The following is an 18,511-nucleotide window of genomic DNA, read 5'->3' as shown; positions in this document are numbered from 1 at the left end:
CCTGGCGGCATGACGGGTGACGACGGGGCGTACCGGGAGCGGCCCTCCCGGCTCGGTGGGGCCGTCGTCTGGCAGCGCGGCGCGGCTCCTGGCACGGGGTCCGCTCCCGCCACGTACCCCGTGCTGCCGGACGGCTGCATGGATCTGCTCTGGACCGGGGGCCGGCTGATCGTGGCCGGTCCCGACACCCGGGCCCACGGCGCCACCGACAGCCCCGGCGCGGCCTTCGCCGGGATCCGTTTCGCGCCCGGCACGGCGCCCGGCTTCCTCGGCGTACCGGCGCACGAACTGCGGGACCGGCGCGTACCGCTCGACGCGCTGTGGGCAGGGGCACGGGAGCTGGCGGAGCGGGTCTCCGAGGCCCCGGACCGGGCGGCCGCCCTGGAGGAGCTGGCACTGCGCAGAGCCGCCGAGGCCGGGCCGCCGGACGCGCTCGTCCGGGCCGTCGCGGCGGAGCTCGAAGCGGGAGGCACCGTCGCGGGCGCCGCCGATCTGGTGGGGCTCAGCGCACGCCAGCTGCACCGCCGCTCGCTCGACGCGTTCGGGTACGGGCCCAAGACGCTCGCCCGGGTGCTCCGGCTCCAGCGCGCCCTGGCGCTCGTACGGGAAGGGACACCGTTCGCGGCCGCCGCCCACGCGTCCGGCTGTGCGGACCAGGCCCATCTGGCCCGCGAGACAAGGGAATTGGCGGGGATGACGCTGAGCGCCTACGCCTCGCTGGCGGCGAAGAGGGACACCCCGCACCCGTCCGGGTCGAGCACGACCGCGTAACGCTGCCCCCACACCGCGTCCCACGGCTTCAGGTGCCCGCCGTAACCGGCGCCGATCAGGTCGTCGTACACCGCGTCGACCTCGGCCGGGCTGTCGCAGAGGAAGGCCAGCCCGACCCGGTCCCCGCCCTGCGGCTTCTGCCACTGCGGATCGAAGGACTTCATGACCTCCTCGGTGTCCCACAGCACCCGCACCCCGTTGGGCAGCACGGCCTCCACGTGCGGCTGGGAGGCGGCGTCGGCGGGGAGCGGTACGCCGAGGCGGCGGTAGAAGTCGAGGGATGCGGCCATGTCGGAGGTGACGATGCCGATGGCGTCGAGTCGAGGAGTCATGGCACGAGCGTAGACGGGGAGCACGCGACGGATCTTGAAGAAAACGGACGCGGCCGGTGCGCGCACGCACGGACGCCCACGGACGTCACGGAACGGTAAGCACCACGGGGCGCGCACGGCCGCCGGGACCGGGCGAGACTGTCCGACATGGAGAACGAGGACGACGACGGCCGACCGCAGCCGACACCCCCGGCGACACCCCCGCCGGACGCCCATGACCAGGACGTTCCGGGGCCCGGTGGCACCTCCCCGCGCCACGTCCTCGTCGTCGATGACGATCCCACCGTCTCCGAGGTCGTCACCACCTACCTCCGCAAGGCCGGTTTCCGGGTCGGGCAGGCGGGGGACGGGGCCGGGGCGTTGCGGTCGGCGGAGGCAGAGCGGCCTGATCTTGTGGTGCTCGATCTGATGCTGCCCGGTATGGACGGGCTGGAGGTGTGTGCGCGGCTGCGGGCCGAGTACGGGGCTCTGCCGGTCATCATGCTCACCGCGCGTGGCGACGAGGAGGACCGCATCCTCGGGCTTGAGGTCGGGGCCGACGACTATGTGACCAAGCCGTTCAGCCCGCGTGAGCTGGTGCTGCGCGTGGAGTCCGTGCTGCGGCGGGCGGTGGCGGCGCGGCAGGCGTCGGGGCCGTTGCTGCGGGCGGCCGGTGTGGTTGTGGATCCGGCCGCTCGGCGGGTTACCCGGGATGGTCGTGAACTAGCCCTCACGCTGAGGGAGTTCGACCTTCTGGCGCACTTCCTGGCCCACCCCGGCCGGGTGTTCGCCAGGGAGCAGCTCCTCAAGGACGTGTGGGGGTGGGACTTCGGTGACCTGTCGACGGTCACCGTCCATGTGCGCCGACTGCGCGGCAAGATCGAGACGGACCCGGCGCAGCCCGCCCTGATCCAGACGGTGTGGGGCGCGGGCTACCGGTTCGATCCCGGTGCGGGGCAGGGCGTCTCCGGCTCCGGGGAGTCCGGATGAGCGCGGTGGCAGGGCGGCTGCTCGCCGCGGGCGGCATGGTCGACAACATGGGTGGGATGGGGGATATCGCCCTCATCGCGCTGTTCGCCGCCCTCGGGGCCGCCGTCGCCGGGCTCGGCGGTGCGCTCGCTCTGCGGTTGCTGCGGCGGCGGTCGGTGGCCGTTTCGCTGACCGTCGTCGTGGCGGTGACCGTGGCGGCCATGCTCGCCGGGACGCTCTCCGTGTCCTGGGCGATGCTCATCAACGCGCACGACCTCGCCGTCGTCACCACCGTCATCGCCATGGCCGCCGTCGTCTCCCTCGCCACTGCGGCCCTCCTCGGGCGGTGGGTCGTGGCCCGGAGCAGGGCCCTGACCCATGCCGCCCGGTCCTTCGGCGAAGGGGGCGACTTCGCCGCGCCCGGCGGCACCGCCACCGCTGAACTCACCGAGCTGGCTGAGGAGTTGGCCGCCACGAGTGCGAAGCTGTCCGCCTCGCGGGAGCGGGAGCGCGCGCTGGAGACCTCGCGGCGCGAGCTGGTCGCGTGGATCTCGCACGACCTGCGCACTCCGCTCGCCGGGCTCTGTGCCATGGCCGAGGCGCTGGAGGACGGCGTGGCGGAGGATCCGGGCCGCTACCACCGGCAGATCCGTACCGAGGTCGACCGGCTCAACACCATGGTCGGCGACCTCTTCGAGCTGTCCCGGATACATGCCGGTTCGCTCACCCTCGTCCCCACCAGGCTCTCCCTGTACGACCTGGTGGGCGACGCGCTCGCGGGCGCGGACCCGCTCGCCCGTGAGCACGGTGTCCGGCTGGTGCCAGGACGGGTCGACTCCCTGCCCGTCGAGGTCGACGGCCGCGAGATGTCCCGGGTGCTCGCCAACCTCCTCGTCAACGCCATCCGCCGCACCCCCGCCGACGGCACCGTCGCACTCGCCGCCGAGCCGGGACCCGACCCCGGGACCGTCCTGCTCTCCGTCACCGACGGCTGCGGCGGCATCCCGGAGGCCGAACTTCCCCGGGTCTTCGACACCGGCTGGCGCGGCACCGAGGCCCGGACCCCGCCCGCAGGGGCGGGACTCGGACTGGCCATCGTGCGCGGCATCGTCGAGGCACACGCGGGGCGGGCGGGGGTCCGCAACGTGCCGGGCGGCTGCCGGTTCGAGGTGACCCTCCCGCTCGCGCCGTCCGCTCGGGCATGATGGCGATCATGAAGCTACTCATACTCGGCGGGACCGAGTTCGTCGGCCGGGCGGTGACCGAGGACGCCCTCGCCAGGGGCTGGGACGTCACCGTCTTCCATCGCGGCAACCACGCCCCGCCGCCCGGCGTGCACGCCCTGCACGGCGACCGGCTCGGCGACCTGTCCGCGCTCGCCGACGCCGTACGGGACGGAGCGCGCTGGGACGTCGTACTCGACACCTGGTCGGGCGTACCGGGTGCGGTGCGGGACGCCGCTGAGCTGCTGGCGCCGCACGCCGGGCGGTACGTGTACGTGTCGACCGTCTCCGTGTACGCCGACCCCCTGCCGGCCGGGCACGACGAGAGCGCCGCGCTGGTCGAGCCGGGCGACGAGGGATACCTGCACATGAAGCGGGGCGGCGAGCTCGCCGCCGCCGGGGCGTTCGGCGAGGACCGTACGGTGTTCGCGCGGGCGGGCCTGATCCTGGGCCCCGGCGAGAACATCGGCCGTCTCCCCTGGTGGCTGAACCGCGTCGCCCGGGGCGGCCCGGTCCTCGCTCCCGGACCGCGCGACCTGCCCCTCCAGTACATCGACGCCCGCGACCTGGCCGTCTGGATGCTGGACGCGGCCCGGTCGGGACTCTCGGGACCGTACAACCTGGTCTCCCCGGCGGGGCACACCACCATGGGGGAGCTGCTGGATTCCTGCGTACGGGTGACGGGGTCAAGCACCGCCGAACTCCGTTGGGCGGAGCCGGAGTTGATCCTTTCGTACGGCATCGAGCCCTGGATGGACCTGCCGGTGTGGCTTCCGCCGGGCGAGGGACACGACGCCGCTCACGGTACCGGGGTCGCCAAGGCCCTTGCGACGGGGCTCAGTTGCCGCCCGGTCGGGGAGACGGTCGCGGACACCTGGGCGTGGCTGGGGACGCTGGGCGGGGTCGCTCCGCAGCGCCCCGACCGGCCGGTGGTGGGACTCGACCCGGCGACCGAGGCGAAGGTGCTTTCCGCGCTGGGCGGCTGACGGGAGGCGGGAGGGGGGAGTGGCTGGGGCGCCGGTCACTCCTGCCAGCCCTCGGTGGCGATGAGCAGGCCCACCCGGTGCGGCTGGAAGTCGACGAGTTCGCGGCACCGCTCGGTCATCGAGTGGTGCCGCTGCGCCCAGTCGGGCCGGTACCCGTAGGCGGAGAAGAACTCCTCCAGCGCGCCGACGGCCTCGGGATGGTGGGTGCGGACGATCCACTCGCACCACGCCAGGTCCTCGACGGGGTCGCCCGCGTGCGCCCACTCCCAGTCGAGCAGTGCCGTCACCCGTGAACCGTCCCCGGTCAGCAGGACGTTGTTCGGCCCGAAGTCGCCGTGCACGAGTGCGGTACCCGGTCTGGCCCGCTGGAAGACGTCGGAGGCGTCGACGGAGTGCACGGTGCGCAGTGCCGTACCGCAGGCGTGCAGCACCTCCTCCGCCCGGCCGGCCTCGATCAGGTCCTGGCCGTGCACCCCCGCCAGGAACGTCATGCTCAGGCTCTCGCCGGTGCAGCCGATCAGCTGGGGCACGGGCAGCGCGGCCCCCATCGTCTCCAGACCGCCCAGGGCGGCGGCCTCCCGCTCCATCCTGCGTTGCGCGTCGCGGCCCCGATAGGTCTTGGTGACCACCCCCGCGTGGTGGGTGGTGTGGTTGGTATATCCGTGCGGCAGCATCTCCATGGGGTCAGCTTTGCCCATGAACCGCCGTGTGTGTGCCCGTCGTTGGTGCTACGGCGGGAGGTTGACGCCCACGGGGGTGGCAATACTGGAACATCCGTGCACTCCTCGCAAGAACAGGGGCCCTCTCGATCTTCGTCATACGTTAGGTTAGGCTCACCTAAGGAAGTCGAGGGAGGCCCTTTCATGCCCGAGCACATACCGGCACAGCTGCCGCATCAGTCGTCCGCGCCGGGCGAGTTCGCCGGCCGGGTCGCACTCGTCACCGGCGCCGGACAGGGCATCGGTGAGGCAGTCGTACGGGCGCTGGTGGCACGGGGTGCGACCGTCGCCGCCACCGACCGGGCGCCGGAAGGCATCATCGCGCTCGCCGAAACCCTGACAAAGGGGGACGAGGCGGGGAAAGTGGTGGTGTATCCCCTCGATGTCACCGACGGCGGGGCCGTGAACGACACCGTGGCCCGCGTCGAGGCCGAACTCGGTCCGCTGGACCTCCTGGTGAACGTCGCCGGAATCCTCCGTACCGCACCGGCCACCGAGCTCACCGACCGGGACTGGGCCGACACCTTCGCCGTCAACACCACCGGTGTCTTCCACACCTCCCGGGCCGTCGCCGCCCGGATGACGGAGCGCCGCAAGGGCTGCATCGTCACCGTCGCCTCCAACGCGGCCGGGATCCCGCGCACCGGCATGGCCGCGTACGCCGCCTCCAAGGCGGCGGCGGCCATGTTCACCAAATGCCTCGGTCTGGAGGTCGCCCGCAGCGGGGTCCGCTGCAACGTGGTCGCGCCGGGATCCACCGACACCCCCATGCAGCGCGGCTTGTGGGACGGCAAACCCGACGCCGAACAGGGCGTCATAGAGGGCGACCTGGCCTCCTACCGGACCGGTATACCGCTCGGCCGGATCGCCCAGCCGTCGGACATCGCCGACGCCGTGCTCTTCCTCGCGTCCGACCGGGCGCGGCACATCACCATGCAGGACATCTACGTCGACGGCGGCGCGACGCTTCGCTGAGTCGCCCGTGCGGACGTCGTACCTCTCCGTACCTCTCCGTACCTCCCTGCAACTCCCTGTACCTCTCTCGCTCCGCCCCCACATCCTCACGAGCATTGGAGACACCGTGGACACCGTGTCGACGGCACCCGAAGTCGCCACCGCCACGCATCGCCGCCCGTCCGGCGACGCGGCGCATCCCGCCGTTGGCGCGGCCACCGGACTGCTGGACGCCTACACCTGCGGCGCCCGCTTCCTCGCCACCCCCAGCCGCACCCTGCTCGCCGACGGCCCCGCGCGTGAAGTCCCGCACGGGGACGCGCCGTTGGCGCAGCGTGTCGCCGAGACGCTGGCCGCCGCGCGGCGCGACGGGCAGCCGCAGCCGGTGGTCATGGGCGCGGTGCCGTTCGACCAGAGCGCGCCCGCCGCCCTGGCCGTACCGGAGTTCGTGCAGGACGCGCCGCCGCTCGCCACCGACCCGCTGATCGCGCTGCCCGCCGACCTGCCGGCCGCGACCGAGTGGAAGGTACGGCCGGTGCCCTCGCCGGAGATGTACGGGGCCGGGGTCGCGGCGGTGGTGGACCGGATGTGGCGCGGGGAGTTCAGCAAGGTCGTCCTGGCACGCACCCTTGAGCTCACCGCCGACGCGCCGCTGGACCTGCCGGTGATGCTGCAGCGGCTGGCCCGGCGGGACTCGTCCGGGTACACGTTCGCGCTGCCGACCGGGCCCGGGCGGACGCTGATCGGCGCCAGCCCCGAGCTGCTGCTCTCCCGGCGCGGCAACAAGGTCGTGGCCAACCCGCTGGCCGGGTCCACGCCGCGCAGCGAGGACCTCGCGGAGGACGTGCGGCGTGCGGCCGCGCTGCTGACCTCGGCCAAGGATCTGCACGAGCACGCGGTGGTGGTGGACGCCGTGCACGGGGCGATGGCACCGTTCTGCGACACGCTCGACGTGCCGGCCAAGCCGACGCTGATCAGGACCGCCACCATGTGGCACCTGTCCACCACGGTCACCGGCACCCTCCCCGAGGGAAGCACCGTCTCCGCGCTGGAGCTCGCCTCGGCGCTCCACCCGACGCCGGCCGTGTGCGGCACGCCGACGCTGACGGCACGCCAAGTGATAGCGGAGACCGAACCGTTCGACCGGGGCTTCTTCACCGGGATGGTCGGCTGGGGCAACGCCGACGGCGACGGGGAGTGGGTCGTGACGATCCGCTGCGCGGAGGCGGAGGAGCGGACGCTGCGGCTGTACGCGGGGGCGGGGGTGGTGGCCGCTTCTGATCCGGAGGCGGAGACGGCGGAGACGGGGGCGAAGTTCAGGACGTTCTTGCATGCGGTGGGGGCGGAACAGTAGGAGGTGACGGGGGGCCACTCCCTGGCGGGGGCGCATGGAGGACGCCCCCCTTCCTCGGCCTGCGGTCGAGCGGCGTCACACCTGTTCCGTCCGGGCGTGCGGCCCAGGCTGTCCAAGGGTGTCGCGCCTGCGGCGGGCTGGATGCCCCTCCCCGCCCCTTCCCTAGACCGCTGGCCGCGGGGCCAGGGGTTTGCACGCGCGGGCCGGTGGGTGGTTGCTCGCGCAGTTCCCCGCGCCCCTAAAGGGGCGCCTCCCCGCCGCCCGCCTCGGCGGCGTTGCCCCCGCCTCCCTTGGGCACCGGGGCCGCCCCCCGGGGGCGGGACGGGTGGGCAAGGGGGGCGGCCCCCCGACCCCGCTCGGCCCCCGCTCCCGTCCCACCTCCGCCATGGCCCCCCACTCCACCCCCACCCGCCACACAGGGGTCGCCCCGGCGCGGTGCCGTCACTCCTGACGTTCCCTTCGTGGCATCCGTCCTACGGTGACCGGTATGAACGCATCCGACATGGATTCAGCCCGGCTGAACGCCCTCGCCGCGCTCAGCCAGAGCACCGACGACAACCGCCCCGACCTCCTCGCCACCGCCTGGCTCACCGGCACCCGCAACGCCACCGAACTCGCCTCGGTCGCCTCCACGGACCGGGACACCGTCTACGCCGCCCTCACCGCCCACAGCATCGACTGGCGCGACCCCGACGCCGCCCCCGCGCCCCGCCCCGAGCGGGTCACCGCCGAAGTGGTCGAGCCCGTCGCCCGTCAGGCCGAGGAGGCGTTCGGGCCGCTGGTCCACGACACCCACGACCCCGGCCCCCTCACCACCGTCACCTGGCAGCTCGCCATCGCGTACCGCTCCATCGCCGCCCTCCTCCTCGACGAACTCCCGGACGCCGAACGGGAGGAGACCGCCGAAGAGCTCTCCGACCGGCTCCAGATCGCCCAGCACCACTCGCACATCTACCGGGCCTCCCGAAGCACCCCGCGCCGCCTCGCCGCCCAGACCCGGCGGACCGACGCCGAGATCTCCGTACTCCAGCCGCTGCCCAGCGGTGCGACCGTCACCCTCAGCCTCCAGTCGGGCGAGACCCTGACCGTGCACCTCGGCAGCGACGAGAACACCGGGCTGGCCACCCTGACCTCCGACAGCCCCCTCCTCGACACCGTCCTGGAGCCCCACGACCACCTGGAGCTCCACACGGCCCTGGACACGATCGCCCAGGTCATCACCCGGCATCTGTGACCACCTCAAAGCGCGCTACGTCGCCGCCAGTTCGGCCGCCCCGAACGACACGTCGAAGCGGTCGCACCAGATGCTGACACTGCGGTACCCGGTCAGGTCCAGGTCGGCGGGCAGGGCGTAGTTCTGGTCGCCCTTGTTGCCCTTGAGCTTCGCCAGGGTGGTGTGCTTGCCGTCGTCGAAGACGTGCCAGCCCGCCTTCCCCGGCACCACCTTGGCGTCGCTCAGGACCACTCGCAGGTCCGGACCGTCGCTGGTGTCCAGGTTCTCGATGCGCAACGTCCGGCTGCCGTCGGGCAGACGCAGCACCTTGACCGTGCCGCTGGTCGCATGCTCGTGGCTGATCAGGGTGCCGGACGAGAGGGCGGCCGGGCCGATTTCGGCCTCCGTGGCGTCCGCGGATTTCGTCGGGGCTGCCATGGGGGCCGCGTCCCGCACCGTCGTGTCCGTGAAGAGCTTCCACGGCTGGAACCAGTACGCCCCGAACCCCGTCGCCAGCACGGCGACCACCAGTATCCCGCGCACCAGCGGGCGGCTGAAGAATCCTCGCTTGTTCATGACTTCATTCAACTGCGCGCAGCGGGTCCGTGGTCATGATCGACAGGTGACGAAAGTCTGACGCCGTCCCGCCCGAGTCGGCCGCTCAGGCCCGCCACCAGCTGGAGTCCCGCCGCCGTCAGCAGTGCCGCCGGTACGGAGCGGGCGGCCAGCGGGCCCGCTGCCGCCGCTCCCAGGGCGAAGCCGGTGATCTTGAGGCTGGCGCCCGTGGTGAAGATCCGGGCCCGCAGGTGCGGCGGTGCGAAGCGGTGGCGTACCGCGAACAGCGCCGTGAGCTGTGGCCCCGCAGCCATGCCCGCCAGGAGTGCGGAGACAACCACCGGTAGCGGTCGGAGAGTTGCCGACAGCAGGTGAGAAGTGGCCAGGAGGATAGTGCTCAGTGTGAGGACCGCGGTCGGGTGCTGTGCCGCGCGGGGGAGGCGGGTCAGCGCGGCGTTGGCGGCCAGCGCGCCCAGCGCCGTACCCGAGAGCAGGAGCGCGCCGTGTTCCGGGCTGCCCAGTGCGGCCGCTCCCAGCAGTGGCGTCACCGCGACGTAGATGCCCTCGCCCGCGCACGAGAGAGTGGTCAGCGCGGTGGCACCGGCGATCGGGCGGTTGCGTACGACTGCGCGGAAGCCGTCCGTGAGGTCTGTGAGGAGGGTTGCCGGGAGTGCATTGGCCTGTGTCGTACGGGGGAGGGCCCAGGCCGCCGGGACCGCCGCCACTATCAGTGCGACCGACACCGCCACCGCCGCCGACGCCCCCGCCCATGCCGCGACCGTGCCCGCCAGCGCGGGGCCCGCGAGGCTTGCCGCGCTGAAGGTCTGGGCGTCCCAGGCGTTTGCCCTCGGCAGCTCCTCCTCCCGTACGACGTGCGGGAGTTGCGACGTCCAGCCGCCGGACAGCGCCGGGCCCAGCAGTCCCGCGCCGACCGCCACCACCAGCACCACCCCGACCGGGACGCGTCCCAGCGTCAGCAGGATCACCAGCAGCGCGGCCGCGTACAGGGCCAGCGCCCCGGCGAGCAGTCCGCCCGGGCGGCGGGTCCGGTCCAGGAGGACCCCGAACAGCGGGCCGCCCAGCGCGGCCGCCACGGTCACCGCCGCCAGCAGGGACGACGCGTTCGCCGCCGAACCGGTGACCGTCAGGGCGAGCAGGAGCAGCGCCGGTCCCGACATCTCGTCCCCGGTACGGGCAGCGGTCGCACCGGCGACGTACCGCCACCGGTTCCGACGGGGTGAGGAGGTTCGCTGAGGCATGGCTGGAACGGTAGAGGTGTAACGCAATTAGTTGCTAGTTGCGTTACATTCTCCGCATGCTGTCGATGACGATGGAGACCGCCAGGCGGACCGTGGCACTGGTCAACGTCCTCTGTGAAGAGCGCGGGGAGGATGACGCGCTTGCGGCCGTTCGTGCGGTGCTCGTCGAGTACGGGGAGGCCGAGCCGCTCGGGATCGGGTCCGCCGACCTCGCCGAACTGCGGGCCGCAGCAGTCCTGTTGCGCGACGTCTTCGCCGCCCGGGACACCGGCGGGGCGGCTGCCCGGCTGAACGGCCTCCTGCGCCGTACACACGGGCATCTGCGCCTCACCGACCACTCCGGCACCACCGCCTGGCACCCCCACCTCGACAGTGACGACGAAGCCCCGTGGGGGGAGTGGTTCCTGGCCTCCTCCTGTCTGGCACTGGCGGTGCTGCTGTGGGACCGGGGGGCGGCGCCCGGCGGGCTCTGTGCCGCCGACGGGTGTCCGCACGTCTACCTGGCCCACGGTGCGGGACCCGAGCGCCGCTACTGCTCGCGGCGCTGCGCGACCAGGGAGCGGGTGGCGGCACACCGTAGGGCCCAGGCGGCGAATCGCGCCGTCACCGGGTGACCGGAGTGGTCTGTCCCGCCCTCTCCGTAGCGCCGCCCGCGGCCCTTTTCTCGTCCGCGTCCGCCAGCCACAAGTACACCGGCGGCATGACCAGTTCGATGACCAGCAGCACGATCTGGAACGAGTGCGGCCGGCCCTCCGCCACGAGCGACACCAGCCGTCCCGCCGCGCCCAGCAGGAAGATCCCCGCCAGCCGGCGCACCGTCGTCGCGGGGATCGGGGCCTGGCGGGCCGCCCACAGCCAGGCCAGTCCGTAACCGGCGAAGACCGCGCCGAAGAAGCGGCCCAGGCTGTCGATCGTGGCGCCCGCCGACTCCGCCCCCGGGATGACGGCGTTGCCGCCCACCACGTGCAGCAGGCCGATCGCCACACAGGCGTACCCCATCACCTGCGCGAGCACCTTGAGAGTTCTTGCCACGGCTCAACCACCCTTTTCCGTAAGCCTGGTTGGTAGTTAGTTGACATGCGTCTACCAAGCTAGCCGAGGTAAGTAGACATGTGTCAAGTAAGGTGGGCGGGTGCCTCCTCGCAGACGACTCGCCCCCGCCGACCGCCGCGCCCAACTCCTCGCCGTCGGCGCCGGACTCTTCGCGGCCAGGCCCTACGACGAGGTGCTGATGGAGGAGGTCGCCGACGCCGCCGGGGTGTCCCGCGCGCTGCTCTACCGGCACTTCGCCAGTAAGCGCGACCTGTTCGTGGCGATCTACCAGCAGGTCGCTGACCGGCTGCTCGCCCAGTCGCGGTTCGACCCCGCCGACACCCTGGAGGAGCAGCTCGTCGAGGGGCTCGACGCCCACTTCGCGTTCTTCGCCGAGAACCGGAACACCGTCATCGCGGCCAACCGCACCCTGGCCGGTGACCGGCTCGTCCAGACCGTGATCGCGGGCGAGCTCGACGCCCTGCGCGAGCGGCTGCTCGACTCCCTCGCCGTCACCGAACCCGGGGCGCGGGCGGCGCTCTCCCAGGTGATCAAGAGCTGGCTCGTCTTCGTCCAGGTGCTGGTCGTGGACTGGCTGGCCGACGAGACCTGCACCCGCACCGAGCTGCGCGACGTGGCCATCGGCGCACTGCGCGGTGCGCTCGGGCCGCTGCTCGGCGAGGAGGGGCGGGAGGAGAAAAAATAGCTGGCGCGATCCGGGAGGGCCGGTTTATCGTGTGGACCGTTCCTCCGGCAGCCGCCGCAAACGGCCGCCGGTGTCGGCCCGATCAAGGCAGGAGGTGTGACCGATGGGTGTCATCACCATGGGTGCCGTGCGCACTCGGAAGCTCGTCATCACCACCTCCGTGGCCACCGGCTGACCACTCCTCTTTCCGCGCCTTGAGGCGCGTTGCCGGGGCCACCCTGTTCGTGAAGGGTCACCCCTTGTCTTTCTCCACGCTCCACCAGACTTCGCTCCACCAGGCTTCCGCCATGCCCTCGCACCCGCTTGCCCCTTACGGGTGGGACGCGGGCTGGGAGGCCGAGTTCGCCCCGTACGCCGAGCAGGGTCTGCTGCCCTGCCGGGTGCTCCGGGTCGACCGCGGCCAGGCCGACGTCATCACCGCGGACGGAACGGTCCGCGCCGACACCGCCCTGGTCACCCCGCACGACCCGCTGCGCGTCATCTGCACCGGCGACTGGGCCGCCATCGAGCCCGCCGGTGACCCGCAGCTGATCCGGACGCTGCTGCCGCGCCGGACCGCCTTCGTGCGTTCCACTTCCTCCAAGCGGTCCGAGGGGCAGATCCTCGCCGCCAACGTCGACCACGCGATCATCGCGGTCCCGCTCACCGGCGAACTGGACCTCGGCCGCATCGAACGCTTCCTGGCCCTGGCCTGGGAGTCCGGTGCGACCCCGCTCGTCGTCCTGACCAAGGCCGACGTGGTGCCGGACGCCACCGGACTCTCGTACCTCGTCGAGGACGTCGAGACCACCGCGCCCGGTGTCCAGGTCATTCCGGTCAGCTCTCTGACCGGCGACGGCATCGACGTCCTGTCCGCCGTCGTCTCCAGCGGTACGAGCGTGCTGCTGGGCACGTCAGGAGCGGGCAAGTCCACCCTGGCCAACGCCCTGCACGGGGCCGAGGCCATGGAGGTACAGGCCATCCGGGACGTCGACGGCAAGGGCCGTCACACCACCACCACCCGCAACCTGCTCGTCCTGCCGGGCGGGGGCGTGCTCATCGACACCCCCGGGCTGCGCGGGGTCGGGCTGTGGGACTCCGAAACCGGGGTCTCCCAGGTCTTCTCCGAGATCGGGGAACTGGCGCGGCAGTGCCGCTTCCACGACTGCGGCCATGTCTCCGAACCCGGCTGTGCCGTGATCGCCGCCGTCGAGGACGGCACACTGCCCGACCGCCGGCTGGAGAGCTGGCGCAAGCTGATCCGCGAGAACGAGCGCATCGTCGCCAAGACGGACGCCCGGCTGCGCGGCGAGATGCGCCGGGACTGGAAGCAGAAGTCGGCGGAGGGCCGCGCCAACCACGCGGCCAAGCGCGGCGGCCGGATCCGGTAGGCCGCCAGGTAGCCGTCAGGGTGCCCCGGACGTCGGCTGGTCGGGCGGCGAGTCCTTGAGGAACACCAGCCCGTCCACGCTCGTCAGGTGGTCCGGGTCGAACGGGGCGTAGCCGAACCAGGGCGACACGCGGTGGGCCGGACGCGTGTCGCCCAGGGCGGCGGCCAGCAGACGGGGGTCGACGACGCAGCGGTCCTCCGGCAGGGCGTACAGGAGGCCCTCGATCGTGTCCGGCTCCGGGGTGTCCACTCCCCGGTGCCGGATCGTGCCCAGCGCCGTGGCCAGGAAGGCGTACTCCGCACCCAGCCGCGCACTCACCAGGGCGCCCGCGCTCCACCACTCCACCGGGCCCTGCCACATCCCCATCGAGCTCTTCACCCGCTGGAAGTGGGCGTTCTGGGCGTGCGCGAGCAGTGGGCGCCGGTCGGCGAGGGCGAGGAGGTTCCGGGCCATCATCAGGTCCCGCTGGGCGCACAGCCGGGACATCCGGGCAGGTGAGGTGTCGGCCATGGAGAAGTGGTAGCGCAGCAGACCGGTCGCGGTGCGGCCGTGGAGCTGTGCCCGGTCCAGGTCGGTCAGGTCCAGGTCCGCACGCGACGTCGCGGCGAGCAGGTGCGGTGTCTGCGTGTCGAGGAGTGCCACCAGGTCGTCGGCGAGCAGCCGCAGCTCCCCGACCTCGTCCGCGCTGCCCACGGACTCGGCCGGGTCCATCATCGCGGCGGGGTTCGTCCACCGGTCGTCGTCGCCGAGCAGGCGGTCGAGCGTCCCGGCGGTGCAGGGGAGCAGGTCGGCGGGCAGGTGGGCGGCGAGGTACGTGTGGAGTGCGGTGAGGGACCGGCGGGGGCTCTCGGCGGCGGCGATCTCCAGGGGGCCGTCGAAACCGGCGAAGTGGACGTGGTCGGTGGCGGGCCTGCCCTCGTTGAAGGTGCGCATCCAGCGCACCAGCTCGCGGTTGGCGGCGGACTCGCCGTATCCGTGGCTGAAGCCGTGCGCCATGGCGTCGTCGAGGGTGCCCGCGCCCTTTGTCACGTAGTCGTCCACGGCCAGGGCGCGCAGGCAGTCGCTCTCGATGGCGATCGTCCGGTAGCCCTCCTCCGCGACGAGCTGCCGGAAGAGGCCGTTGCGCAGTTCGAGGAGGGAGTCCTCGCCATGGGTGGGCTCGCCCAGGGCGAGCACCCTCGGCCTGGTGGCGAGCAGGCCCAGGACGGCGGAGGCATCGACGGGGTGGCAGGTGTCCTTGATGTCGGGCGTCATGCCTTCCACGCTATCGTTGAACCCTCGGTGGAAACTTTCCCGCGGCGGGGTCAGTAAAATGGCGCAGAACCTTAAAACCGGTGGTCGGCTCAGGCCGGTCGATCTGGCGCGCGGGCACGGCCTGTCCACCCAGGCGATCCGCAACTACGAGGCCGCCGGCATCCTCCCGGCCGCCGACCGCACGCCCAGCGGATACCGCACCTACACCCCGCTGCACGCGGCGGCCCTGCGCGCGTTCCTCGCGCTGGCGCCCGGCCACGGCCACCAGCAGGCCACGGCGATCATGCGGGCGGTGAACGAGGGCCCGGCCGAGGAAGCAGGCGAGGAAGCCTTCCGCCTCATCGACGAGAGCCACGCCCAGCTCCTCGACGACCGCCGGACCCTCCGGGCCGTGGAGGACGCCCTGCGCGACCTGGGGCCGACGACGGCGACGGCCACCGCGCCCGCTTCCGCACCCGCCTCCGCACCGGCCCCCGGCGGCACCTTCGTCGGACCCCTCGCCGCCCAGCTCGGGATCCGCCCCGCGACGCTGCGCAAATGGGAGCGTGCCGGGCTGGTGAACCCGCGCCGCGACCCGGTGACCGGCTACCGGGTGTACGAGGCTGCCGATGTACGCGACGCCAGGATGGCCCACCAACTCAGGCGCGGCGGCTACGGGTTGGACCGTATCGCCCCGCTGATCGCCCAGGTGCGCGCGGCGGGCGGACCGGAGCCCCTGGAGGCCGCGCTCGGCGACTGGCACAAGCGGCTGGCGTCGCGCGGCCGGGCGATGCTGGCCGGGGCCGCCGAGCTGGAGGAGTACCTCCGCCGCCGCGCACGCGACCAGGACCGTCCCGGGCGACGGCCTGCCTCGATGTCCGAATCCCGCGAGCCCGGCGCCGGGAGCGGGCGCACACTGGGGGCATGAGTGCATCGGAGGACACCCGCTACCAGGCTGTGAGCAGCCGCGACGCCCGTTTCGACGGAGTGTTCTTCTTCGCCGTGACCAGCACCGGCATCTACTGCCGCCCCAGCTGCCCGGCGGTCACGCCGAAGCGCGCGAACGTACGGTTCTTCCCCACGGCCGCCGCCGCCCAGGGCAACGGGTTCCGCGCCTGCCGCCGCTGCCGTCCGGACGCCGTTCCCGGCTCGGCCGAGTGGAACGTGCGCGCCGATGTCGTCGGCCGGGCAGTCCGGCTGATCGGGGACGGCGTCGTCGACCGCGAGGGCGTCCCCGGACTGGCGGGACGGCTCGGCTACAGCGCCCGGCAGGTGCAGCGCCAGCTGACCGGGGAACTGGGCGCGGGCCCCGTCGCCCTCGCGCGCGCCCAACGCGCTCACACCGCACGGGTGTTGCTCCAGACCACCCGGCTGCCCATCACCGAGATCGCCTTCGCCTCCGGCTTCGCGAGCGTGCGGCAGTTCAACGACACGGTGCGGCAGATCTACGCCCGTACCCCCAGCGAGCTCCGCGCCGAGAACGCGACCGGCCTGCCCAAGGGCTGCAAGGCCGATGCGGCCCCGGGCGCCGACGGCAGCACCGGCCGCCCCGCCGCCGGAGTCCCGCTCCGCCTCGCCTACCGGGGCCCGTACGCCGCCCGCCAGGTCTTCGACCTGCTCGCCCGCGACGCCGTGCCCCGGATCGAGGAGATCCTCGGCGAGCCGGGCACCCGCACCTACCGGCGCACCCTCCGCCTCCCGTACGGCAGCGGCGTCGCCTCCGTCGACGAGGCGCCGCACCCCGGCTGGCTGGAGGCCCGGATCAGCCTCAGCGACCTGCGGGACCTGACCACCGCCGTCCAGCGGCTGCGCCGCCTCTTCGACCTGGACGCCGACCCGTACGCCGTCGACGAACTGCTCGGCGCCGACCCGCGGCTCGCTGCGCGCGTCGAGACCAGCCCCGGGCTTCGTTCGCCCGGCGCCGCCGACCCCGACGAGCTGGCGGTACGCACCGTCGTCGGCCGGGACCGGGCTGCCGCGCTCGTCGAGGCGTACGGGGAGGAGCTGCCCCAGCCGTGCGGCACGCTGGACCGGCTCTTCCCGCTGCCCGGCGCCCTCACCGGCGACCCGGCGGCCGGGCCGCTGGCCGCCGCGCTCGCCGACAGCACCGTACGCCTCGACGCGGGGACCGACCGCGAGGAGGCCGCGCGGGCGCTGGCCGCCGTGCCCGGGGTGGACGCGCACGCCGTCGCCCTCATCCGGATGCGCGCGCTCGGCGACCCGGACGTGGCCCTGCCCGGCGGGGCGGACGACGCACGGTGGCGGCCGTGGCGCTCGTACGCCACCGGGCACCTGAGCACCGCCGAGCTGAGTCAGTCCTCGCCCAGATAGGCCTTGCGGACGGACTCGTCGTGCAGGAGGTGCTCGCCCGTCCCGGAGAGCACGACCCGGCCGATCTCCATGACGTGGCCCTGGTCGGCGAGGGAGAGCGCCGCCTGCGCGTTCTGCTCGACGAGGAGGATCGTCGTGCCCGACGAACGGAGCTCGGCGATGGTCTCCATGATCTTCTTCATCATGATCGGGGAGAGGCCCATGGAGGGCTCGTCGAGCATCAGCAGTTTGGGCCGTGACATCAACGCCCGCCCCATGGCGAGCATTTGCTGCTCCCCGCCGGACAGGGTGCCCGCCGCCTGCTTCCGCCGTTCGCCCAGGATGGGGAAGAGGTCGTAGGCGCGCCGGACGTCCTTGGCGATGGCCGCCTTGTCGGTGCGGAGGAACGCGCCGAGCTGGAGGTTCTCGGCGATGGTGAGGCGCGGGAAGATGTGCCGGCCCTCGGGGGAGTGGGCGAGGCCCAGGGCGACGACACGGTGGGCGGGCACTCCCGAAAGCGGCTTCCCGTCGAAGACGACCTTGCCGCCGGTGGGTCTCAGCAGCCCGGACAGCGTGCGCAGGGTCGTCGTCTTGCCCGCGCCGTTGGTGCCGATCAGGGTGACCACCTGGCCCTCGTCCACCCGGAACGAGATCCCCTTCACCGCTTCGATCCTGCCGTACGAGACCCGTAGGTCCTTGACCTCCAGAAGTGCGCTCACGCGGCGGCTCCTTCGCTGTCCGTGGTGCCCAGATAGGCGGCGACGACGCGTTCGTCGCCCCGTACGACATCGGCCGAGCCCTCGACCAGCTTCTCGCCCCGGACGAGGCAGGCGACCCGGTCGCAGAGGTTGAAGATGAACCGCATGTCGTGCTCGATGACCAGGACGGCGACGCCCCGGTCGCGGATCGCGAACACCAGCTCCTCGGTGGCGCGCGTCTCCTGGGGGTTCATTCCGGCGGTCGGCTCGTCGAGCAGGAGCAGTCCCGGATCGCTGGCGAGTGCGCGGGCGATCTCCAGCTTGCGCTGTTCTCCGTAGGGGAGGTTGCGGGAGAGGTGGTTCGCTTTGTTCGCGAGGCCGGTGAACTCCAGGAGTTCCATGGCGCGTTCGCGCGAGGACTCCTCCGCCCGACGGAAGCCGGGTCCGCGCAGGAGGGCGGAGAAGAGGCCCTCCTTGGTGCGGGTGTGGCGGCCGACGAGGACGTTCTCCAGGACGGTCATGTTGGCGAAGAGCCGGATGTTCTGGAAGGTGCGGGCGATGCCCGCCTTCGTCACCAGGTGCGGCTTGGGCGGCAGGACCGTGCCCCGGTAGCGGACCGTGCCCTCGGTGGGGACGTACAGCCCGGTCAGGCAGTTGAAGAAGGTGGTCTTGCCCGCGCCGTTCGGCCCGATCAGGCCGACGATCTCGCCGGGACCGACCCGCAGGTCCACCCCGCGCACCGCGGTCAGCCCGCCGAAGCGCATGGTCACCCCGGTCGCGTCCAGCACGTACGTCTCAACCGGCACAGCCGTCTCGGCCGTCACAGCCGTCTCATCCGTCTCGTCCGT

The 18,511-nt window shown here is 72.7% G+C and carries 20 protein-coding genes; 12 read left to right on the top strand and 8 right to left on the bottom strand.

Annotation, left to right across the window (positions count from 1 at the left end):
• Window positions 1-9: 9 nt before the first annotated feature.
• Window positions 10-771 carry a helix-turn-helix domain-containing protein gene (locus ACZ5PB_RS03235; RefSeq protein ID WP_468687288.1) on the top strand — a complete coding sequence of 254 codons (762 nt, stop codon included), beginning with the start codon at window positions 10-12 and terminating at the stop codon, window positions 769-771.
• On the opposite strand, the gene ACZ5PB_RS03230 is transcribed toward ACZ5PB_RS03235, so the two are convergent.
• Window positions 708-1,103, bottom strand: a complete 396-nt coding sequence (locus tag ACZ5PB_RS03230; protein WP_468687287.1) for a VOC family protein — start codon at window positions 1,101-1,103, stop codon at window positions 708-710. The two genes, ACZ5PB_RS03235 and ACZ5PB_RS03230, sit on opposite strands and share 64 nt — an antisense overlap.
• 147 nt (window positions 1,104-1,250) lie before the next feature.
• Between ACZ5PB_RS03230 and ACZ5PB_RS03225 the strand changes: the two genes are divergently transcribed.
• From ACZ5PB_RS03225 to ACZ5PB_RS03215, 3 genes are read left to right on the top strand one after another with little or no spacing between them, the layout of a single operon-like run.
• Window positions 1,251-2,072: a response regulator transcription factor gene (locus ACZ5PB_RS03225; protein ID WP_468687285.1), complete on the top strand. Its 822-nt coding sequence runs from the start codon at window positions 1,251-1,253 to the stop codon at window positions 2,070-2,072.
• 56 nt (window positions 2,073-2,128) lie between these two features.
• A complete protein-coding gene (locus ACZ5PB_RS03220) occupies window positions 2,129-3,256 on the top strand; it encodes a sensor histidine kinase (protein ID WP_468688261.1) in 1,128 nt (375 codons plus the stop codon).
• An 8-nt stretch (window positions 3,257-3,264) separates the two neighbouring features.
• Window positions 3,265-4,260 (top strand): NAD-dependent epimerase/dehydratase family protein, encoded by a 996-nt coding sequence (locus ACZ5PB_RS03215; RefSeq protein ID WP_468687282.1) that lies wholly within the window; start codon window positions 3,265-3,267, stop codon window positions 4,258-4,260.
• Between the two features lie 35 nt (window positions 4,261-4,295).
• Here ACZ5PB_RS03215 and ACZ5PB_RS03210 read toward each other — a convergent pair whose 3' ends face one another.
• Window positions 4,296-4,958, bottom strand: a complete 663-nt coding sequence (locus tag ACZ5PB_RS03210; RefSeq protein ID WP_468687281.1) for a phosphotransferase family protein — start codon at window positions 4,956-4,958, stop codon at window positions 4,296-4,298.
• A 165-nt stretch (window positions 4,959-5,123) separates the two neighbouring features.
• On the opposite strand from ACZ5PB_RS03210, the gene ACZ5PB_RS03205 reads away from it, so the two are divergent.
• The 3 genes from ACZ5PB_RS03205 (at window position 5,124) to ACZ5PB_RS03195 (ending at window position 8,521) form a co-directional block, all read left to right on the top strand.
• On the top strand, window positions 5,124-5,954 hold the full coding sequence (locus ACZ5PB_RS03205; RefSeq protein ID WP_468687279.1) for a 2,3-dihydro-2,3-dihydroxybenzoate dehydrogenase: 831 nt from the start codon (window positions 5,124-5,126) through the stop codon (window positions 5,952-5,954).
• A 115-nt stretch (window positions 5,955-6,069) separates the two neighbouring features.
• The gene (gene dhbC / locus ACZ5PB_RS03200; protein ID WP_468687277.1) at window positions 6,070-7,287 is read left to right on the top strand and encodes an isochorismate synthase DhbC; all 1,218 of its coding nucleotides are present in this window, start codon (window positions 6,070-6,072) and stop codon (window positions 7,285-7,287) included.
• A gap of 487 nt (window positions 7,288-7,774) precedes the next feature.
• A complete protein-coding gene (locus ACZ5PB_RS03195; RefSeq protein ID WP_468687276.1) occupies window positions 7,775-8,521 on the top strand; it encodes a hypothetical protein in 747 nt (248 codons plus the stop codon).
• Window positions 8,522-8,536: 15 nt separating this feature from the next.
• Here ACZ5PB_RS03195 and ACZ5PB_RS03190 read toward each other — a convergent pair whose 3' ends face one another.
• Together ACZ5PB_RS03190 and ACZ5PB_RS03185 are read right to left on the bottom strand one after the other, a co-directional pair.
• Entirely contained in the window at window positions 8,537-9,076 is a 540-nt protein-coding gene (locus tag ACZ5PB_RS03190) for a DM13 domain-containing protein (protein WP_468687274.1), read from the bottom strand.
• Window positions 9,077-9,084: 8 nt separating this feature from the next.
• Window positions 9,085-10,314 carry an MFS transporter gene (locus ACZ5PB_RS03185; RefSeq protein ID WP_468687272.1) on the bottom strand — a complete coding sequence of 410 codons (1,230 nt, stop codon included), beginning with the start codon at window positions 10,312-10,314 and terminating at the stop codon, window positions 9,085-9,087.
• A 56-nt stretch (window positions 10,315-10,370) separates the two neighbouring features.
• Between ACZ5PB_RS03185 and ACZ5PB_RS03180 the strand changes: the two genes are divergently transcribed.
• Entirely contained in the window at window positions 10,371-10,928 is a 558-nt protein-coding gene (locus ACZ5PB_RS03180; RefSeq protein WP_468687271.1) for a CGNR zinc finger domain-containing protein, read from the top strand.
• On the opposite strand, the gene ACZ5PB_RS03175 is transcribed toward ACZ5PB_RS03180, so the two are convergent.
• The gene (locus tag ACZ5PB_RS03175; protein WP_468687268.1) at window positions 10,918-11,346 is read right to left on the bottom strand and encodes a DUF4345 domain-containing protein; all 429 of its coding nucleotides are present in this window, start codon (window positions 11,344-11,346) and stop codon (window positions 10,918-10,920) included. The genes ACZ5PB_RS03180 and ACZ5PB_RS03175 overlap by 11 nt on opposite strands.
• Before the next feature lie 100 nt (window positions 11,347-11,446).
• On the opposite strand from ACZ5PB_RS03175, the gene ACZ5PB_RS03170 reads away from it, so the two are divergent.
• Together ACZ5PB_RS03170 and rsgA are read left to right on the top strand one after the other, a co-directional pair.
• On the top strand, window positions 11,447-12,052 hold the full coding sequence (locus tag ACZ5PB_RS03170; RefSeq protein WP_468687265.1) for a TetR/AcrR family transcriptional regulator: 606 nt from the start codon (window positions 11,447-11,449) through the stop codon (window positions 12,050-12,052).
• A 287-nt stretch (window positions 12,053-12,339) separates the two neighbouring features.
• Window positions 12,340-13,422 carry a ribosome small subunit-dependent GTPase A gene (gene rsgA / locus ACZ5PB_RS03165; RefSeq protein WP_468687263.1) on the top strand — a complete coding sequence of 361 codons (1,083 nt, stop codon included), beginning with the start codon at window positions 12,340-12,342 and terminating at the stop codon, window positions 13,420-13,422.
• A 15-nt stretch (window positions 13,423-13,437) separates the two neighbouring features.
• On the opposite strand, the gene ACZ5PB_RS03160 is transcribed toward rsgA, so the two are convergent.
• The gene (locus ACZ5PB_RS03160) at window positions 13,438-14,676 is read right to left on the bottom strand and encodes an erythromycin esterase family protein (protein ID WP_468687261.1); all 1,239 of its coding nucleotides are present in this window, start codon (window positions 14,674-14,676) and stop codon (window positions 13,438-13,440) included.
• Window positions 14,677-14,734: 58 nt separating this feature from the next.
• Between ACZ5PB_RS03160 and ACZ5PB_RS03155 the strand changes: the two genes are divergently transcribed.
• Window positions 14,735-15,583 carry a TioE family transcriptional regulator gene (locus ACZ5PB_RS03155; protein ID WP_468687259.1) on the top strand — a complete coding sequence of 283 codons (849 nt, stop codon included), beginning with the start codon at window positions 14,735-14,737 and terminating at the stop codon, window positions 15,581-15,583.
• Window positions 15,580-16,986 (top strand): AlkA N-terminal domain-containing protein, encoded by a 1,407-nt coding sequence (locus ACZ5PB_RS03150; protein WP_468687258.1) that lies wholly within the window; start codon window positions 15,580-15,582, stop codon window positions 16,984-16,986. The genes ACZ5PB_RS03155 and ACZ5PB_RS03150 overlap by 4 nt, the downstream gene beginning before the upstream one ends.
• On the opposite strand, the gene ACZ5PB_RS03145 is transcribed toward ACZ5PB_RS03150, so the two are convergent.
• Window positions 16,968-17,684, bottom strand: coding sequence for an ABC transporter ATP-binding protein (locus ACZ5PB_RS03145; RefSeq protein ID WP_468687256.1), 717 nt, complete (start codon window positions 17,682-17,684; stop codon window positions 16,968-16,970). The two genes, ACZ5PB_RS03150 and ACZ5PB_RS03145, sit on opposite strands and share 19 nt — an antisense overlap.
• A complete protein-coding gene (locus ACZ5PB_RS03140) occupies window positions 17,681-18,427 on the bottom strand; it encodes an ABC transporter ATP-binding protein (protein ID WP_468688259.1) in 747 nt (248 codons plus the stop codon). Before ACZ5PB_RS03140 ends, ACZ5PB_RS03145 begins: the two co-directional genes overlap by 4 nt.
• Window positions 18,428-18,511 lie beyond the last annotated feature (84 nt).

Source organism: Streptomyces sp. NPDC032721, assembly GCF_055579625.1.
This window is presented reverse-complemented; position numbering and strand designations above follow the sequence as displayed.

What these genes read in the sequence shown, in the direction of transcription:
- ACZ5PB_RS03235 (WP_468687288.1), top strand. Translation starts at nt 10, where the DNA reads ATGACGGGTGACGACGGGGCGTACCGGGAGCGGCCCTCCCGGCTCGGT.
- ACZ5PB_RS03230 (WP_468687287.1), bottom strand. Translation starts at nt 1,103, where the DNA reads ATGACTCCTCGACTCGACGCCATCGGCATCGTCACCTCCGACATGGCC.
- ACZ5PB_RS03225 (WP_468687285.1), top strand. Translation starts at nt 1,251, where the DNA reads ATGGAGAACGAGGACGACGACGGCCGACCGCAGCCGACACCCCCGGCG.
- ACZ5PB_RS03220 (WP_468688261.1), top strand. Translation starts at nt 2,129, where the DNA reads ATGGGGGATATCGCCCTCATCGCGCTGTTCGCCGCCCTCGGGGCCGCC.
- ACZ5PB_RS03215 (WP_468687282.1), top strand. Translation starts at nt 3,265, where the DNA reads ATGAAGCTACTCATACTCGGCGGGACCGAGTTCGTCGGCCGGGCGGTG.
- ACZ5PB_RS03210 (WP_468687281.1), bottom strand. Translation starts at nt 4,958, where the DNA reads ATGGGCAAAGCTGACCCCATGGAGATGCTGCCGCACGGATATACCAAC.
- ACZ5PB_RS03205 (WP_468687279.1), top strand. Translation starts at nt 5,124, where the DNA reads ATGCCCGAGCACATACCGGCACAGCTGCCGCATCAGTCGTCCGCGCCG.
- ACZ5PB_RS03195 (WP_468687276.1), top strand. Translation starts at nt 7,775, where the DNA reads ATGAACGCATCCGACATGGATTCAGCCCGGCTGAACGCCCTCGCCGCG.
- ACZ5PB_RS03190 (WP_468687274.1), bottom strand. Translation starts at nt 9,076, where the DNA reads ATGAACAAGCGAGGATTCTTCAGCCGCCCGCTGGTGCGCGGGATACTG.
- ACZ5PB_RS03185 (WP_468687272.1), bottom strand. Translation starts at nt 10,314, where the DNA reads ATGCCTCAGCGAACCTCCTCACCCCGTCGGAACCGGTGGCGGTACGTC.
- ACZ5PB_RS03180 (WP_468687271.1), top strand. Translation starts at nt 10,371, where the DNA reads ATGCTGTCGATGACGATGGAGACCGCCAGGCGGACCGTGGCACTGGTC.
- rsgA (WP_468687263.1), top strand. Translation starts at nt 12,340, where the DNA reads ATGCCCTCGCACCCGCTTGCCCCTTACGGGTGGGACGCGGGCTGGGAG.
- ACZ5PB_RS03160 (WP_468687261.1), bottom strand. Translation starts at nt 14,676, where the DNA reads ATGACGCCCGACATCAAGGACACCTGCCACCCCGTCGATGCCTCCGCC.
- ACZ5PB_RS03155 (WP_468687259.1), top strand. Translation starts at nt 14,735, where the DNA reads ATGGCGCAGAACCTTAAAACCGGTGGTCGGCTCAGGCCGGTCGATCTG.
- ACZ5PB_RS03150 (WP_468687258.1), top strand. Translation starts at nt 15,580, where the DNA reads ATGAGTGCATCGGAGGACACCCGCTACCAGGCTGTGAGCAGCCGCGAC.
- ACZ5PB_RS03140 (WP_468688259.1), bottom strand. Translation starts at nt 18,427, where the DNA reads ATGCGCTTCGGCGGGCTGACCGCGGTGCGCGGGGTGGACCTGCGGGTC.